General features: G+C 67.7%; 19 protein-coding genes. 16 read left to right on the forward strand and 3 right to left on the reverse strand.

From position 1 onward, the window contains the following. Positions 1-38 precede the first annotated feature (38 nt). The 14 genes from NV263_RS02335 to mdlC all read left to right on the forward strand — a co-directional run bounded on the left by NV263_RS02335 (position 39) and on the right by mdlC (position 13,406). On the forward strand, positions 39-623 hold the full coding sequence (locus tag NV263_RS02335) for a hypothetical protein (RefSeq protein ID WP_263250713.1): 585 nt from the start codon (positions 39-41) through the stop codon (positions 621-623). Positions 624-638: 15 nt separating this feature from the next. Next, positions 639-998, forward strand: coding sequence for a hypothetical protein (locus NV263_RS02340; protein WP_263250715.1), 360 nt, complete (start codon positions 639-641; stop codon positions 996-998). Between the two features lie 199 nt (positions 999-1,197). Next, positions 1,198-2,187, forward strand: coding sequence for a hypothetical protein (locus NV263_RS02345; RefSeq protein ID WP_263250717.1), 990 nt, complete (start codon positions 1,198-1,200; stop codon positions 2,185-2,187). A gap of 133 nt (positions 2,188-2,320) precedes the next feature. Further along, positions 2,321-3,415, forward strand: a complete 1,095-nt coding sequence (locus NV263_RS02350) for a peptidoglycan recognition protein family protein (RefSeq protein ID WP_263250719.1) — start codon at positions 2,321-2,323, stop codon at positions 3,413-3,415. Continuing rightward, positions 3,412-4,422: an alpha-hydroxy acid oxidase gene (locus tag NV263_RS02355; RefSeq protein WP_263250720.1), complete on the forward strand. Its 1,011-nt coding sequence runs from the start codon at positions 3,412-3,414 to the stop codon at positions 4,420-4,422. Before NV263_RS02350 ends, NV263_RS02355 begins: the two co-directional genes overlap by 4 nt. Positions 4,423-4,564: 142 nt before the next feature. Next, positions 4,565-5,164 carry a hypothetical protein gene (locus NV263_RS02360; RefSeq protein WP_263250721.1) on the forward strand — a complete coding sequence of 200 codons (600 nt, stop codon included), beginning with the start codon at positions 4,565-4,567 and terminating at the stop codon, positions 5,162-5,164. A 168-nt stretch (positions 5,165-5,332) separates the two neighbouring features. Next, entirely contained in the window at positions 5,333-6,133 is an 801-nt protein-coding gene (locus tag NV263_RS02365; protein ID WP_263250722.1) for a PD-(D/E)XK nuclease family protein, read from the forward strand. Positions 6,134-6,231: 98 nt separating this feature from the next. Continuing rightward, the gene (locus tag NV263_RS02370; protein ID WP_263250724.1) at positions 6,232-6,945 is read left to right on the forward strand and encodes a recombination directionality factor; all 714 of its coding nucleotides are present in this window, start codon (positions 6,232-6,234) and stop codon (positions 6,943-6,945) included. A gap of 193 nt (positions 6,946-7,138) precedes the next feature. Continuing rightward, complete coding sequence (locus NV263_RS02375) at positions 7,139-7,465, forward strand: hypothetical protein (protein ID WP_263250725.1); 327 nt, start codon at positions 7,139-7,141, stop codon at positions 7,463-7,465. Then, a complete protein-coding gene (locus NV263_RS02380; protein ID WP_263250726.1) occupies positions 7,462-7,872 on the forward strand; it encodes a hypothetical protein in 411 nt (136 codons plus the stop codon). Before NV263_RS02375 ends, NV263_RS02380 begins: the two co-directional genes overlap by 4 nt. 2 nt (positions 7,873-7,874) lie before the next feature. Beyond that, entirely contained in the window at positions 7,875-9,920 is a 2,046-nt protein-coding gene (locus NV263_RS02385; RefSeq protein ID WP_263250727.1) for a DUF3631 domain-containing protein, read from the forward strand. A gap of 151 nt (positions 9,921-10,071) precedes the next feature. Next, positions 10,072-10,845, forward strand: coding sequence for a non-homologous end joining protein Ku (gene ku / locus NV263_RS02390; RefSeq protein ID WP_263250728.1), 774 nt, complete (start codon positions 10,072-10,074; stop codon positions 10,843-10,845). A 307-nt stretch (positions 10,846-11,152) separates the two neighbouring features. Beyond that, a complete protein-coding gene (locus tag NV263_RS02395; RefSeq protein WP_263250730.1) occupies positions 11,153-11,713 on the forward strand; it encodes an LppU/SCO3897 family protein in 561 nt (186 codons plus the stop codon). A 97-nt stretch (positions 11,714-11,810) separates the two neighbouring features. After that, positions 11,811-13,406 (forward strand): benzoylformate decarboxylase, encoded by a 1,596-nt coding sequence (gene mdlC / locus NV263_RS02400; protein ID WP_263250731.1) that lies wholly within the window; start codon positions 11,811-11,813, stop codon positions 13,404-13,406. A 40-nt stretch (positions 13,407-13,446) separates the two neighbouring features. Here mdlC and NV263_RS02405 read toward each other — a convergent pair whose 3' ends face one another. Both NV263_RS02405 and NV263_RS02410 read right to left on the reverse strand, forming a co-directional pair. Beyond that, a complete protein-coding gene (locus NV263_RS02405) occupies positions 13,447-13,641 on the reverse strand; it encodes a DUF397 domain-containing protein (RefSeq protein ID WP_263250732.1) in 195 nt (64 codons plus the stop codon). Continuing rightward, the gene (locus tag NV263_RS02410; protein ID WP_263250734.1) at positions 13,638-14,492 is read right to left on the reverse strand and encodes a helix-turn-helix domain-containing protein; all 855 of its coding nucleotides are present in this window, start codon (positions 14,490-14,492) and stop codon (positions 13,638-13,640) included. The genes NV263_RS02405 and NV263_RS02410 overlap by 4 nt, the downstream gene beginning before the upstream one ends. Positions 14,493-14,619: 127 nt before the next feature. Here NV263_RS02410 and NV263_RS02415 point away from each other — a divergent pair, with 127 nt between their 5' ends. Continuing rightward, complete coding sequence (locus NV263_RS02415) at positions 14,620-14,883, forward strand: zinc finger protein (protein WP_263250736.1); 264 nt, start codon at positions 14,620-14,622, stop codon at positions 14,881-14,883. Then, on the forward strand, positions 14,880-15,143 hold the full coding sequence (locus tag NV263_RS02420) for a hypothetical protein (RefSeq protein WP_263250737.1): 264 nt from the start codon (positions 14,880-14,882) through the stop codon (positions 15,141-15,143). Before NV263_RS02415 ends, NV263_RS02420 begins: the two co-directional genes overlap by 4 nt. Before the next feature lie 107 nt (positions 15,144-15,250). Here NV263_RS02420 and NV263_RS02425 read toward each other — a convergent pair whose 3' ends face one another. Beyond that, complete coding sequence (locus NV263_RS02425) at positions 15,251-16,051, reverse strand: ABC transporter ATP-binding protein (protein WP_263250738.1); 801 nt, start codon at positions 16,049-16,051, stop codon at positions 15,251-15,253. Positions 16,052-16,055: the final 4 nt, after the last annotated feature.

Here is a 16,055-nt window from a genome sequence, read left to right on the forward strand (position 1 = left end):
TCCCGAATTGTCCGATAGATCATCGGGAGGTTGAGATCGTGCGAAAATTCACCCGTGCCTCTTCATTGGTAGCGGTGTTCGTGGCCAGCGTGCTCTCCGTGATGGGGGCAGCGCCGTATGCTGGTGCTGAAGCGAAGCCTGCGGCGACTGTGCAGCCTCAGAAGGAACAAGCCGGTTACACCATCGAGGTGGCTGGCGTGCGCTACAGCCCCGTGCAGCCCAAGGCGATCTGGGCGGCGTGCGGCATGAACGATCCTGTCGGGAAGGTGGTCCGCACCTTCCCGCGAAATGGCGCACCGGGTGCGGGCGGCAACTCGAACCTCCTTTGTGGCACCGAGGGATTCGGGTACCGGCACATCAAAGCGCGACACATGCAGGACTGGCAAAATCTCGCTGGAGTGGTAGGCAGCGATTGGCGGTCTTTCACGGACTGGGCGGTCGAACAGATCCTCAAGGCGCCTGAGCCGGGATCGCCGGTCTATGACAAGGCCAGGGATACGTGGACTTACCGTGCTCCGGTCCAGATTCGTGATTCAAATGGTAGGGTGGTCGACACCTATCGGCCCATCGTGGCAATCGCAAACCAAGATCAAAAGATTATTACGGCGTATCCAGCACGGTGACGAGATGGATTCAGGATGCCATTGGATCGAGCGAACGATCAGGAAGTTTTTGCAGAGTTCCTGAACAGGGTGAGCGACCAAGACGTGCGAGCCTCGGAAGAGGGCTACATCGAGATCAGGACGTGGTCGGACGTCGAGCTGGATGAAGGGCCTCTGCGGTTACGTCTCACCCCGAAGTCTCTTGCGGAACACCTGCGGGGCATGGAGCACGATGGCGAACTGGCCTTTCCAGGTACGCAGCCGATCCTCGGTGCACTCCAGCTGTTCTTGGTGCACCTCGATGAGGCGATCAGAACGCGGAGGGCTGGGGAGACGGAACTGCTGCCAGATCGTGGTGGGGTGCGCTCGGTGACTCCGAACGGCCTAAATACGTAAAGACGACACAAGCAGACCGACCCGGGCACGAGTAGTTGTGCTCGGGTCGGTCGCTATCTGTGGGGGTGCGGTGGAGGACTGGCGGGTGTTGGTGCTCCGAACGACGGACGGCGAGGTCGTCTCCGAAGTCCGTGCTAGCAACGTCCCTCGGTTCGAGCGGCGGATCAACGAGCCCGGGACGTGGAGTGCGGAGGTTGTCTTGGGCTATGGCGGCAGTGCGGCCGAGGATCTGCACGAGTGGGTCGAAACCGGCCGCTATTCGTGGGCGGTTCTCTACGGAGACCATGTGGTGCAGGCCGGTCCGGTGCGCACCTGGCAGGTCGCCGACGAGGAACGCAAGCTCACCGTGTCCGGGGCGGGAATGGCCGCGGAGTTCGATCGCCGGATCGTGCGTAACCCGCGTGGACATACCGCGGTCACGCACCCGAGTGAAGACCTGATCTTGCGGAACCTGTCGGTTCAGGGCTTGATGGTCGAGTTGGTGCGGGCCAACCTCGACCAGCGCGGCTATCAGCTGCCAATCGTGCTGCCAGATCCCGAGCCGGGCCCGGAGAGCATCACCTACCACGCATTCGATCTCGCCAACGTGTGGGACAGGGTGCGCGATCTTTCGCAGCGTGAAGGTGGCCCGGAATTCGAGTTCCGCCCGCGGCTGGTCGACGGCGGCAGGAGGCTGGAGTGGGTCCTCGATATCGGGCATCCCCGGCTTGGCGATGAGGACGCACAGCTGGTCTGGGACAACGGGGCGGCGATCGGCCCGCTCGATGTGGATGTAGACGGGAGCCGGACCCCGGTGAGCCGGGTGTGGGTTAAGGGCACCGGGGCAGGCCGCGATCTGCTGACCGGGGTGGCGACCGCGGAACGCCCTGGCACGCCCCCCGTCGACGTCGTGGATACCTCGCACGTGGCCGAGCGGCGCCAGGACGTTTTGGATTCCTATGCCCACGCCGTGCTCGCGGCGGGACAAGTCCCGTCCGGACGGTGGGAGACGACGCTGCGCCTCGGCGAGCCCGGCGCCCAGCTCGACGAGTGGTCGCTCGGTGACGCTCCGCTGATCTCCGTCACCGGGCACCCGTGGCTGCCGAACGGGACCTATCGCCGCCGCATCACCGGATGCTCCGACAAAAGTCTGACCGAGATCTCGCTGGAGCTGGACACCGTGCCACCACAGGGGAAAGAGACGTCGTGATGTCTACACAGGACGATTTAGCCCGGCGAATCCGGGCGCTGGAGAAGGTAATCGCTGAGCTGACCCGCCGCCTGCCGCCCACTCCGAACCCCGTGGAAGACCTCGGTGAGCTGCTGAACGGGGGCGAGCGGTCGTGATCGATTTCGCCCGTATCCTTCGTGCAGCCGGGATCACGGTGGTGACGACGCCGGGCTGGGAGCAGCGCGGCGTGCGCGGGGCGTTTGCCCCGGTCGGCGTGCTCAATCACCACACCGCCACACGCTCGTCGGCCGCCCGCCCCGCACCGACGGTGAACGTCTGCGTGGAGGGGCGCCCGGACTTGTCCGGGCCGCTGTGCCATCTGCTGATCGGCGCCGACGGCACCGTGCACGTCATCGCCGCAGGGAGGGCGAACCACGCCGGGAAGGCGCGGGCGTCCGGGCCGAATCCGGCCGGAGACGGCAACACTCTCTATATCGGGGTGGAGTGGGACTACTCCGGGGACGAAGCTCCGAGCCAGGCCCAATACGACACGGCTGTGCGGGTCAGCGCCGCGCTCCTGCGCCACCTCGGCCGCCCGCCGGAAGCCGCGCGCGGCCACAGGGAAACCTCCGTGACCGGCAAGGTCGACCCCGGGCACGTCGACCTCGACCGCTTCCGCGCCGACGTCGCACATGCTTTGAGGGGAGAAGACGAGTTGAACCTCGACGACGAATTCACCGACTGGAACGGGACTCGCAAGACCATCAAGGGTCTCTTCGACGATCTGGATCGGCGCTTGGCCGCCTTGCACCACGTTTTTCTGGACCCCGCAGCCGAACCCAGCCGCATCCCCGGAGACCGCAACAGGACCAACTTGAGGGACGCGATCATGGACTCCACCGCCAAGATCCTCGGAGACGCTGGTGGTGGAGGTGCGCCGCAACCGGAACAGGTGCCGCCTGTGCCCTTGCCGCATCCGGTGCCCGAACCCGGCGACACCGCGTCAGCACCCGACGCCGCGCCGTCGCGCGCACCAGCACCCGAAGCGCCCCGGAACGAGACCAAGCCGGTGCCGCCGCGGCGGCGGGTACCCGAGCGCAACGTCACCGCCGCCAGTCTGGCCGGTGCGGCGGGCACGGTGGCGACCTGGATCTCCAGCCTGTACGGGGTGCACATGCCCGAGCCGGTCAGCGCGGCGGTGGTGCTGCTGCTGACCGGGGCGACCGCGTGGCTGGTGCCTCCCGCGCGGCAGGAGGTGACCCGGTGACCGCCACGGAGCACGTCCGGGGCCCTGCGGCCGAGGTCGCCGCCGCACGCGCGGCGTTGCCCGAACCGGCATTCGCCTTCGTCGCGGGCGGCGCCGGGAACGGAGCAGCAGCCGAGCGGAACCGGCAGGCGTGGGGTGCGGTGCAGATGACCCCGCGGCTGCCCGCTGACGTCGGACAGCGGCACATGGCGACGACGGTGCTGGGGATGCCCGCAGCCGCACCGATCGCCATCGCCCCGATGGGCGGCCTGGGCGCGATCCACCCGGACGGAGTGTGGGCACTGGCGTGTGCCGCCGCGGACTGCGGGCTGCCGATCGTGGTCTCATGCATGTCCACCGAGCGGATCGAAGGCATGGCGACCACGGGCGCACAGTGGGCATTGCAGCTGTATCCGCTGGTCGACAAGGCCGTCCAGACCGACCTCACCCATCGTGCCGTGGAGTGGGGCGCGCAGGCGCTGGTCCTGACCATCGACACCCCGCTGCGGCACGGCTCGGACTGGGAGAACGCAACCGGGTTCACCCCGCCGATCCCGGCCATCGCCGACACGACCATCGACCCACGGATGACGTGGGACGACGTAGAGCGACTGATAGAAGACAGCCCATTGCCCGTGTGGATCAAGGGAGTGTTGAGCCCGCTTCACGCCGAGCAGGCGTTGCGCCGGGGCGCCGCTGGGATGGTCGTGTCCAACCACGGCGGTCGCCAGCTGGACGCCGCACCCGCCACCGCACACGTCCTGCCCGCCGTGGCCGCACGCGTGACGGAGATGCCGATGCACGCGGGCATCGCCGTGGACTCCGGCATCACCACCGGCACCGACGTGCTGCGCGCGCTCACGCTCGGCGCCGACAGCGTGCTGGTCGGCCGCCAGGTCGCGTTCGGACTGGCTCACGGCGAAGAGGGTGCCGCACGGGTGTTGGGGCGGATCATCTCCGAGCTGGATACAGCCATGGCCTGTGCCGGATGCGCCACAATCAGCGACGCCACGAAATTCGTTTCATGATCATCAATAGCCGCATCCATGCAGGTGTGAAGCGCTCGGTGTCTCCGCGCGAACCCGCTTACCATCGTGCCTAGTCAAGGGGACTGGCGTACCGTTGATAGGCTCATCACGGATATGTCACCCGTAGGTGAGGAGCGCGACTGTGAACACCCCGAGTGCCGACGAGGGCATCAGTGACGAGTTTCGCAGTCGCATCACGACGGCAGCTCGCCATCTCCGCAATATCCACGAAGCGCCACATGAGGAACAAAAGAAGCTAGCGGTCGATAAGCTGGCTGAAGACATCCTGTGGTTCCGAAAGAACTGTCGTCGACTCGACGGCAATATGGACCTGCGTGGGAAAACCCCACAATACAAGTCGATCATTCGACACATCCGCGAAGAAGCTGGTACGTCGGACTCGCCTCTCAAAGTTCCCGACTCGGTGAAATATAAAGTCGGCGAGCTACTGTTTCAAGACCCCGAAATCAGTGACGAAACGCGTCGCACCTATGGGTTTGGTGACGCACCAGCTCACATAGCCGCTCGACAAAAATACGACCGCCGTCGATCGCGTGAGCGTGCATTCCGGCGTTCCCGTGTGGCTGACAATGTCAATCAGCTCATTCGGGACGTGGAACAGCTCAAACTGTCCCAGTTGGATGATGCCGACTCATCGGAGCGCGAAACGGTCGTGGAGTTGTTGAGCAGATTGGAAACACTGGTGCGTGAACGGCGCGACGAGATCGGCGAGATCTTCTAGCACTGGTCGCCAACTGCGTGCTAACAGCCCGCTTTCCTGTAGGGGAAGCGGGCTGTTGTTGTCTCTGAGGACTGCTCCATTCGAGTGATCATTGTTGGCGGTGTGCCCACCTGGCCGATTGCAGCACCCCCTACCCCGGTGCAACCACAGCCAACGTGAGGACCACACATGCCAGGCATTCAGACACTCAACCGCTCCGGGAGTCGCTTCTACGTCGACCCGGCCGACAGCAGCAAGAAAGCACCATCGGTGACCAGCATCATCGCGATGCTGCCGAAGCCCTACCTGGTCCCCTGGGCGGCGAAGCTCACCGCCGAAAACGCCATCGACAACCTCGGGTCCATCGTGGACCTCGCGCTGTCGGATCGCGACGGCGCGATCGACTACATGCGGGGTGCGCACCGCCGCTCAACCAAGGCCGCAGCCGACATCGGCACCGAGGTGCACGATTTATTCGAACGAATCGCCCGCGGCGAGACCGTCCGTAATGTCCACCCGGATCTGCGTCCGTACCTCGATCACATCCACGATTTCCACGGTCGCTACGAACCGGAATACCGCCACATCGAGGATGCTGTGTGGTCCGACGAACATGATTACGCGGGCTCGTTCGACGCGATCTGCGACATCGACGGCGAAACACTGATTCTTGATGTGAAAACCACCCGCAGCGGCGTGCACGAGGACGTCGCACTCCAACTCAGCGCCTACGCCTATGCCGACCGGATCATCAAACAGGACGGGGCCATCGTGGCGATGCCGGAGATCCATGCCGGGGCAGTGCTGCATGTGCGCCCGGAGGGCTGGAGGCTGGTTCCGATCCGTATTGACGCAGAGGTGTTGGGCTATTTCCTGCATCTGCGCAAGGTTTTCGACTGGAATCACTCGGTGGCCAAAACGGTGATCGGAAAGCCCGATTACGAATCGACTCCGTCGACCGGGTCACAGCGGCGGAAGGTGGCGCGCTGAAACGCCCATGCTCGTTCGAGCTCACGGCTGAAGACCTGGTCGGCATTGTCCTGATCCTGAGTGTTGTCTCGATCCTGTTTTTCTGATGGGAGATGTGTATGAGTCTTCGGATTTGGGAGACTGATCCCGACGCCAAGCCGCGTCCCCGGAGCCGCTTCGTCGACGACGTCGTGGGCTACATCCACGGCGGCATGATGACCAAGACCAAGCCGCTGGCGTTGTCGCAGTGGCGCTTCACCACCGACGACCGCGAGGTCGGCGAGCGGATCGCGCAGCTGTTCGGCGGCACGCCGGAGGAGTGGGACACCGACAAGCCCAACAACGTGCAAGTCCTCTCAGAGTCCTCCCGGGTGGGCTTGGTTCTCGATGGTCCGGAGGCGCTGCGATCGCGGATGGTGCTGTGGGGCCGCAAGGGCATCATCCACGCCTGCGACGGCGTGTACTTCGTCGACGGCGAAGACCGCGGCCAGCCCTGCGGGTGCCCCCGTGAGTACGACGTGCGGAAGGCCCAGGCGGAGAAGGGCACCGGTCCGCAGCCGGAGATCACGCTCAAAGCGCGGCTGGCCGCCGATGAGGAGCTGGGCTTCTTCCTCTACCGCACCAGCTCGTGGACGCTGACCAAGGAACTCCACGAGATCGAAAACGCGATCGCCGAGGCCGCCGAGGCCGCCGAGGGCGGTTGCCGGATCCGGCTGACACTGGCCCTGGAACACGTGGAGTTCACCACGAAGACGGGCCAGCGCGTCGAGTACTACCGCCCAGCGCTGACCGACATCACCGCCGAGACCTCTGCGCTGGACGACGCCGCATAACTCTCGTCTGCCCCAGCGCCCCGGCCGTTCCCAGCGGGGGAAGCCGGGGCGTTGTCGCGTCCCAGGAGGTCTGCATGCCTGCTGATCCCGAACGCCCTGACATCGAGGTCCCCACCGGCCCTTACACCGCGCGCCCGCGGCGGCGACGGCATTTCCCGCCGTCACCGAACACCCCTGAGATCGGAGATCGCCATTGACCCTGTACGTGCAGTTCCCCAGCTGTCCAGGGACGGGGGCAGCACCGTCGCCGCTGTCGGCGTTGGACCGCGCCTACGAATCGATCCGTGTCCTGTGCGACGAGCTGGAGCATGCCCAGCGGGAGATCACCGCACGGGACGCTCAGCTGGAGGAGGCGACGGAGCGCTACGAGGTCATGCGAAGCGAGCGCGACCGGTGGCGCGGGGACGCCGAGGCTGCCCACACGACGTTTGCCCGGTTGGTCATTGAGCGCGACGACGCGGTGCGCAGGCTCGCTCTGTTCCGGCGTCGGCTCGCCGAGCTGGCAGGCGAGACCGCATGAGCCGAGCCCGAGCGATTGGAACCAACTGGGAAACCCGCTGTGCGCAGTACTACTCGGATGTCCTCGGCACACCGGTCCGCCGTTTGGCCCAACACGGCGTTGCCGACATCGGTGACTTGGACGGCATCTACCTGCACGCCGTCGAGGTCAAGGCCCACCGGGCATGGGACGTACTGGAGTGGGTGCGCCAAGCCCAGCGCGAGGCAGCAAACAAGGGTGAGCCGTTTTTCGTCGTGCTGGCGAAGCGCCCTCGTTTACGCACCGCGGACTGCCTTGCGGTGAGCACTGTGGACAACCACGCACGTCTGGTGGCACGGCTGCGCGACGCCGAAGAGGCCCTGAAGGCGGCCGACCCGGCGACCTACCGCCTGCACATCCAGGAGCACGGAACAACAGCACGGAGGTAGCGGTGCACATCGACACGCTGGTACAGCGGCTCGCCGCGGGCGGACCCGCCGAGCAGCGCAGCGACGGGTGGGTGGTGCGGTGTCCCGTGCACGGCGACCGTCACCCGTCCCTGTTGATCAGCGTGAGCCGGGATCGCAAGGCGGTGCTGCACTGCCGATCTCAGGGCTGCGACGTTGCCACCATGCTCAAGCAGGTCGGTCTGTCCTGGGCGGACTTGTTCGACGTCGACGGGGAGATCACCGCGAGCGCGGCGCCAGCAGAAGATCTCAGCACCGCCGACATTGCCGCGCTTGCCGCCTACCTGGGCCGTGCCCAAGCGGTTTTCGCCGACTCACCGGCCGCCACCTATGCCCACGAACGTTTCGGCATCACCGAGCCGGTGGGACGGGAGCTGGGGCTCGGGTTCGACGACGGCTCTGCGCCGTTCGTGCACGCCTCGGAGTCCTTCCGCGAACATCCCAGGTTGGTGGTGCCCTTCTACACCGTCGAGGGCATCGCCCACGGTGCCCAGGGCCGCGACCTCTCCGGCGCGGACCCGAACCGATGGGCCGGACTGACCAACCCCGAAGGCAAGCGGTGGACACACCTGGCATGGTTCCGCACCCAGGCCGCCGGACCGGTCGTGATCACCGAGGGGCCGAGTGACGGACTCGTCGTGGCCACCGCGGGCTACACGGCCGTCGCGGTGGCCGGGGCATCGCATGCACGCCGCCGCGCCACCGCCGAGGCGATCGCGGCCGGTGCCGCAGGACGCCAGCTCGTGCTCGCCGGGGATGCCGACGAGGCCGGGCAGCAGTTCAACGCCCACCTCGCCGAGCACCTGGCCGCCCTCGGGATCACGGCCAACCAGCTTGCCCTTCCGACGGCGTGCGGAGACCTCGCCGACTGGTACCGCCAGAGTCGCGAGCGCTTCGCCGACGAGTTCGCCGAGGCCATCAGGCAAGCCCGGCCCGCAAGCGGCCACGGGGACTTCGTCGGTGACCCCGCGGACCTGCTGGATGCCGTCCACGCCTTCCTGCGCCGGTTCCTGCTCATCGACCCGCCAACCTGGTTCGACGTGATCACGCTGTGGGTGGCGACGTGCTACTTCGTCCGTCGCTCGGACGCAGCCGACGTCGCGCCACGACTGGGCTTCCTGTCCACGGTGCCGGGATCGGGAAAGACCTTGGCTTTGGATCTGGTGTGCCGATTGGCGCAAGGACGGCTGGCCGTTGACCCGACAGCGGCCTCAGTCCTGCGCACGATCAACGCCATGACGTATGAGGACTCCGACCCGAACAAGCCCGACGTCCCGGTGCCGCTAGGTCTGGATGAGGTCGACAACCTCTACGCCGCTCGGGGCCAGGACACCAGCAGCATCACCGCGGTGCTCAACTCTGGATACCGACGCGGCCAGGACGCTGTCCGAGCTGACACCAATGACCAGCGCAAAGCCATCAGCTACACCACGTTCGCCCCGATCGTCTGGGCTGGCCTGGCCCGTGCCGCGCTGCCGGATGCCTTGCTGTCGCGCACTTTCGTAGTGTCGATGCAGCAGGCGATGCCGCACGAACGTCCCGCCTCGTTCCGCCCCCGGCGCGACGGCCCGGTGGCCGATGATCTCGCTGCGCAGTTGGCGGCCTGGACTGCGTCGGTGGCCAGCGACGATGCGGTCAGCGAGGTCCTGGACCAGGTCGAAGACGAGCTGGCGCCGATGGTGTCCAACCGGGACCTGGAGTTGTGGTCGGTGATCTCGCTACCTGCGGTGATGGCCGGTGGGCACTGGCCAGAGCGCGCCTTCGCCGCGTGCGAGGCGCTACGGGATGCGGGCAAGGACCAGGCCGAGAACATCAGCGTTCGATTCCTGCGGGCCACGCGGGATGTCTACCGCGCGGCGAACTGGGCTCGCGGCATCAACGATCGCGTGGTCTTCCGGTCCGTGCTGGCCGAGCGCGTCATCGACGCTGATTCGATCTTCGGCCGCTGGAGTCGGGGCCAGGGCATCGATGACGAACATGTGCGTACGTTCGTCGAACACGTGTTCAGTATGCGACGTGATGAAGCATGATCGCATCCCGCTCGGCGGGTCCTTCAGCCCTGCACGCACCGCGGCGTGCGCACCACGCTGGGAGACGCCCCGGAGCGGAAGGGCACATGCCCGCCAGTCTCGTTGCAGAGACGACGACCCGCCCCGGGGCTCTTCGGCGCGGGAGGGAGACATGCAGGCCATCTGGCACGGACAGATCGCCTTCGGGCTGGTTTCCATCCCGATCCGGGTCTATGCCGCGACCGAGTCGAGGACGATCTCCTTTCGGCAGGTCCATATCCCTGACTACGGCCGCATTCGCCATGACCGACGCTGCGAGATCGACAACCAGGTCGTGCCCTGGGCTGAAGTCGGCCGTGGCTACGAAACCCCCGACGGCCGAGTCGTGCTGATCACCGATGCTGACCTGGACCACCTACCACTGCCCACGGCCCGCACCATCGAAGTCCACCACTTCGTACCCGAGGACTCCCTCGATCCGCTGCTGTTTCACCGCAGCTACTACCTCGACCCCAGTGACCGCGGTGTCCGCCCGTACGTGCTGCTGCGTAACGCCCTGGAGAAGTCCGGCCGCGTTGCGATTGCCAAGACCGCGTTGCGCAAGCGGGAATCCCTGGCACTGATCCGAGTCGCTGGCGACGTCCTGGTCTTGACTACCTTGTTGTGGCATGACGAGGTGCGCCGCCCCGACTTCGCCTTCTTGAGCCAGGAGGAACCGCAGCTGCGCCCGGAAGACGAGCAGATGGCGGACATGCTCCTCGACGCGCTCTCCATCTCCGCCGTCGACTTGTCGGAGTACCGCGACACGTATCGCGAGGCGCTGGAGGAGCTGATCGACGCCAAGCTCGCCCACGAGCCCGCTCCGGAAGTGCCGCAGCCGCGGGTTGTGCAGGACCTCAGCGAAGCGCTGCGGGAAAGCATCGCCCACGTCAGGCGTCCAGGCTAGGTGCACGGCGCAGTGACCCGTGGTTTGAACCGCGCAGAGCTGCCACGCAGGCGTCTCAGGTACGATGCGAATCAGTCTTGATCGTTTGGACGATCAGGGGTCCGTCGGTCACGGGTGCGGGCTCCCTCGGGTCGTGGATGCGCAGGTGATCGGCGATGCCGGGGACAACGGCCGGACCGCCGACCAGTATTCCACCGGGTTCGGCGGGCTCGGGATGTGTCCTGCCTCCTTTTTCGCCGTTCCGGGTCCGCGCGGCGGCGGGGTCGCATAAGTTGCGTCACCACGTTGATCATCTTCGGAGGGAACCATGGACCAGCCTCCGCGGCACGGGCCCTACCGGCAGCAGTGGGGGCCGCGGCCCCACGGGCGACCGCGACGGCCGGGCCGGGTGATCGGTTCCGCGGTGTACCTCGGCGCGCTCGCGATCGGGCTGGTGATCGCGGTGGGCGCCTACTTCATGTTCAGCACCGGCACTCCCGAGGCGGGCCGGTGCGTCGACGTCGTGGATGCCGAGACGGCGTCGCCGAGCTGGGAGCTCGCCGCGTGCGGCAGCCCGGAGTCGGACTTCACGATCGCCGAGGTGATCGCGGGCTCGGCCCGGTGCCCGGACGTCTACGCGACGCTGAGCCAGCGCAGCGGGACCCGGCTGTGCCTGGTCCCCGACGTCGCGGCCGGCGACTGCCTGAACATCCCGCTGGGCGTCGGCGTCGAGACCAAGGTGCCGTGCAGCGACTCCGACGCCGCCGCGCAGGTGACGACCGTGGCCCACGACGCGAGAGGGGAGGCGGACTGCGCACCCGACTCCGAGCAGTACACCGTGTACCCCGAACCGGCGACCACGATCTGCACTCGCCGCCCCTCGCAGTGACCAACGCTATCTGGTTCAGACCGCCTCCCGTGTGATGTCGTGTGGAGGCAACCCCGCAGGTGGGGCGGGGTTGTCCGCACGAGCGAGGGAGGGCGCGATGAGCAGCGGGGACCCCACGGTCCGTGATGTCACTCGGAACCTGATGCGGGAACTCGGGTTGACGACGGTGTTCGGCAACCCGGGGACCACGGAGGTGCCGTTCCTGACCGGGTGGCCGGACGACTTCCACTACGTGCTGGGGTTGCAGGAGTCGGTGGTCGTCTCGATGGCCGACGGCTACGCGCAGGCCCGGCGGGAACCGGTGCTGGTCAACCTGCACTCGGCCGGGGGAGTGGGGCACGCGCTCGGCGCGGTCTTCAGCGCCTACCGCAACCGCACGCCGTTGATCATCACCGCTGGTCAGCAGACCCGGACCCTGATGTTCGACGAGCCGTTCCTGGGCGCCACCGACGCCGCCACGTTCCCCAGGCCGTACGTGAAGTGGAGCTACGAACCGGCGCGCGCCGCGGACGTGCCCGCCGCACTGGTGCGCGCGCACCAGCTGGCGACCACTCCGCCGTACGGGCCGGTGTTCGTGTCGATCCCCGCCGACGACTGGGACCAGCCGGGCGTGCCGGTGACGGCCCGCCCGCGCACCCCGGCCTTCGCACCGGACCCGTCGGCGGTCGCCGAGCTCGCCGACGCGCTGCGCCGCTGCGAACGCCCGGCGTTCGTGGTGGGACCGGGCGTCGACGCGGACGCGGCGGTCGGGGACATGGTCGAGCTGGCGGAGAAGACGCGGGCGGCGGTGTGGGTGGCGCCGATGTCGCCGCGCTGCTCGTTCCCCGAGGACCACCCGCAGTTCGCCGGGTTCCTCCAGCCCGAGCAACGGGCGCTGGCCGCCGAACTGGCCGACCACGACCTGGTGGTGGTCTGGGGCGCGCCCGCCTTCACCTACCACGTCTACCGGGGCGAGTCCGACGTCCTGCTGCCGGAGCTGTTCCTGGTCCACGACGACGCCGAGGTGCTGGCGCGGGCCCGCGAGGGCCGCGGCGTGCTGGGCGCCCTCGGGCACTCCGTCCGGCAGGTGAACGAGCTGGTCGCGCCGGTGGACCGGGCGATGCCGACGCCCTACGAGCGGCCCGCCGAACCCGCCGCGTCCACTCCGATGACCGCGGCGTACGTCTTCGACCGGATCGCCGCGGCACTGCCGCCGGACGCGGTGGTGGTGGAGGAGACCCCGAGCCACCGCAACGACCTGCACGAGCACTTCCCGATCCGCAAGCCCGACGGCGGCTTCTTCACCGGGTTCTCCGGCGCGCTGGGTTACAGCATCGGCGCGGCGGTGGGCGTCGCGATGGCCGACTGCTCGCGCCGCACGGTGGCCCTGCTGGGCGACGGGTCGAGCATGTACGGCATCCAGGCGGTGTGGTCGGCGGTCCGGGAGCAGGCCCCGGTCACGTTCGTGATCATGGACAACTCCCGGTACGCGGCGGTCGCGGTCCTCGGCGAGGCCGCGGGCGGCGACAAGCTGCCCGGCGTCGACCTGGGCGGCATCGACTTCGTCTCGCTGGCCACCAGCCTCGGCTGCCCGGCCACCCTCGTCCGGACCCCCGACGACCTGCGCGCAGCGCTGTCGGAGGAGTTCGGCGACCGCACCGGCCCGGCCCTGCTGCACGTCAAGGTCGACCCCGGCCAGCGCTACCTGTACTGACCCGCACCGCTGGGCCGGGGTCGCGCGCGACGGCTCCGGCTCAGCGGTCGAACCGACCGTCCTTGGCGGCCCCGACGAAGGCCGTCCACTGGGCGGCGGTGGTGGTGAAGTACCCGGCGGCGCGGTCCTTGGAATCGCGCACGGCCGCGCCGCTGCCGACACGGCCCACCTCGACGCAGGCCGTGTTCTGACCGGACCGTGTCGACTTTCGCCATCCCGTGGGTTGCTGTGTCACCGTGCGTCCTCCTCGGCTCGTTCGATGCACGAAGCGATGAACTCCGCGGACCCCGCTGGAGTGATCGCCATTTCGCGGAGAGTACCCAGTGTCGTTCGGTAAGCCTCGACAACGTCGGGTGATGTGAGGAAAGCGGACGACTTGATGTGTTCGAGGTGCACGATCGGTGACGCTTTCGGGAACTCGAAGATGATGAAGCGGCCTTCGTGGGCTGGCGTCCAACGAGGTGGCGTCGTGCGGACCACCCGGATCGTCACGTTGCGCAGCTCGGCGAGTTTCAGCAGGTGCCGGTACTGGTCGACCGCGGGTTCGCCGCTCAGGATCGGCGTCGTCAACGCGGTCTCCAGGATGATGGCCTCGAACTCGGGAGCGTCGCGGCTGATCAGCATGTCGCGTCGGCTCGCTCGCATCGCCACACGTGTCTCGACCTCGCCGGCAGGAAGTCCGGCCATGACAGCGCGTGCGTAGTCGGGCGTCTGCAGGAGTCCGGGGAGCAGAAGAGGGGCGACCTCGGAGATCGCGCTGGCGGTGCGCTCGTACTCGATCAGAGTCACGAGCTCTTGGTGGACACCGGGAATGCCGGTGTGGATCCAGTCCGGGCCGTCAGACTCGCGGGCCAATCCGACCAAGCGGTCCCGTTCCTGTCCCGAGACTCCGAGTGCGACCACGACTCCGGTCACGTCCTCGGGAGTGACAGCGCGCGTACCCGCTTCGGTTCGTGTGACCCATGCGTGTCCCCGGTTGAGGCGCCGAGCCAGTTCACGGACGCCGATGCCTGCATCTTCCCGAGCTTTCCGCAGTTCAGCGCCGAGTGTTCGTGCTTTCGGGCTGCCCGGCCTGGATCCGGTCATGAACCAATCCTAGGAATGCGGCTCGGCCGCCAGGATCGCCCGTGCGAGCGATTGCCCAAGTGGATCTGATCCAGCAATCTGGTTTCGATCCAATTTTGGCCTGAAGTGACTCCGAAGCGGAGACCCCATGCCCTACTCGCCTCACCCCTTCCACTGGGTTCCGGCTGGTGGCGCGCGGCACGCCAGTGCGGACGAGAAGCACGCGGTCGGCAACTACCCGACCGGCACCGCGGTCACGACGCTGTGCGGCGACGGCGTGATCGCGGAGAACACCGCGGTCGCTTGGCTGTGGCCGACGTGTGCGACGTGCAACGCCGAAGCGCACCGGCTGGCGGGCGCACAGATGTCGAGTGCGCGAACTCGCCGGGAATTCGGGAAGGACGGACGATGACGCACTTCTGGATCGCCGCTGCGCTGATTTCCGTGCTGTCGCTGGGAATCCGGCGCGCCCAGTACCGGCCGCGCCGACCGCAGCACGCGGGGGCGGGAGCGGGTGCCACGACGGTGTGGCAGCTGCGGGAACAGGTCGAAGCCGAGCACTACCGGGGTCGACATCGGTTGCGCGAGCCCGCACCCCGGCCTCCCGTCGAATTCCCCGCCCACGACGAGGAACTGCTCCGGAAGCTGCTGCGCGGGCTGGAATCGCTGTAGACCCGGCTCGGCGCCGTCGACCCCGACGGCGGCGTCGAGCCACCCCGAGTCGGCCGGTGCGGAGCCTCCCCGCCGTGCAGCGCCGCACCGGCCGACCGCCGAGGCCGTCAGGACTCGACGGCCGCCGGTGTCCCGGTGCGGACTTCGAGGAGGCGGGCCACCTCGCTGCGGAGGTGGATGAAGGTGTCCGACTCGCGGGTGGTGATCTGGTCGCGGTCCTCGCCGAGGTCGACCTCCAGGTCGGCGACGATGGAGGCCGGGGACTTGGACAGCACCAGGACGCGGTCGGCGAGGTAGATGCTCTCGTCGATGTCGTGGGTGACCAGCAGGACCGTGCTGTCGAACTGCTTGCGCACCCGCAGCAGCAGGTCCTCCAGCTCGAAGCGGGTCTGGGCGTCGACCGAGGCGAACGGCTCGTCCATCAGCAGCAGGGCCGGTCGGCAGGCCAGGGCGCGGGCGATCGACACCCGCTGCTGCATGCCGCCGGACAGCTGCCACGGGTACTTGCGGGCCGCGGCGGACAGGCCGACCCACTCCAGCACCTCGTCGGCGCGGGCGCGCCGCTCGGCCTTGGACAGGCCCCGGGACCGCAGCGGGAACTCCACATTGGACCGCACCGACAGCCACGGGAACAGCGAGCGGCTGTAGTCCTGGAACACCACCGCCAGGTCGGACGGCACCCCGCGCACCGGGTCGCCGTGCAGCCGCACTTCGCCGGTGCTGGCGCTGATCAGTCCGGAGATCGCGCGCAGCAGCGTCGACTTGCCGCAGCCGGACGGCCCGACGATGCAGGCGAGTTCGCCGGTGCGGACCTGGAACGTCAGGTCGTCGATGGCGACGTGGCCGTGCGCGCCGCCGTAGCGGTGCCCGAGCCCGGACACGTCGAGCATGGTCGTGGTCTCGCTCATTTCG

It is taken from the genome of Saccharopolyspora rosea (genome assembly GCF_025643595.1).
GTDB classification, from domain to species: domain Bacteria; phylum Actinomycetota; class Actinomycetes; order Mycobacteriales; family Pseudonocardiaceae; genus Saccharopolyspora; species Saccharopolyspora rosea.

Bases quoted from the DNA above. Each gene is read 5' to 3' on its own strand.
- NV263_RS02340 (WP_263250715.1), top strand. From the start codon at position 639: ATGCCATTGGATCGAGCGAACGATCAGGAAGTTTTTGCAGAGTTCCTG.
- NV263_RS02365 (WP_263250722.1), top strand. From the start codon at position 5,333: ATGCCAGGCATTCAGACACTCAACCGCTCCGGGAGTCGCTTCTACGTC.
- NV263_RS02370 (WP_263250724.1), top strand. From the start codon at position 6,232: ATGAGTCTTCGGATTTGGGAGACTGATCCCGACGCCAAGCCGCGTCCC.
- NV263_RS02380 (WP_263250726.1), top strand. From the start codon at position 7,462: ATGAGCCGAGCCCGAGCGATTGGAACCAACTGGGAAACCCGCTGTGCG.
- ku (WP_263250728.1), top strand. From the start codon at position 10,072: ATGCAGGCCATCTGGCACGGACAGATCGCCTTCGGGCTGGTTTCCATC.
- NV263_RS02395 (WP_263250730.1), top strand. From the start codon at position 11,153: ATGGACCAGCCTCCGCGGCACGGGCCCTACCGGCAGCAGTGGGGGCCG.
- mdlC (WP_263250731.1), top strand. From the start codon at position 11,811: ATGAGCAGCGGGGACCCCACGGTCCGTGATGTCACTCGGAACCTGATG.
- NV263_RS02410 (WP_263250734.1), bottom strand. From the start codon at position 14,492: ATGACCGGATCCAGGCCGGGCAGCCCGAAAGCACGAACACTCGGCGCT.
- NV263_RS02415 (WP_263250736.1), top strand. From the start codon at position 14,620: ATGCCCTACTCGCCTCACCCCTTCCACTGGGTTCCGGCTGGTGGCGCG.
- NV263_RS02420 (WP_263250737.1), top strand. From the start codon at position 14,880: ATGACGCACTTCTGGATCGCCGCTGCGCTGATTTCCGTGCTGTCGCTG.
- NV263_RS02425 (WP_263250738.1), bottom strand. From the start codon at position 16,051: ATGAGCGAGACCACGACCATGCTCGACGTGTCCGGGCTCGGGCACCGC.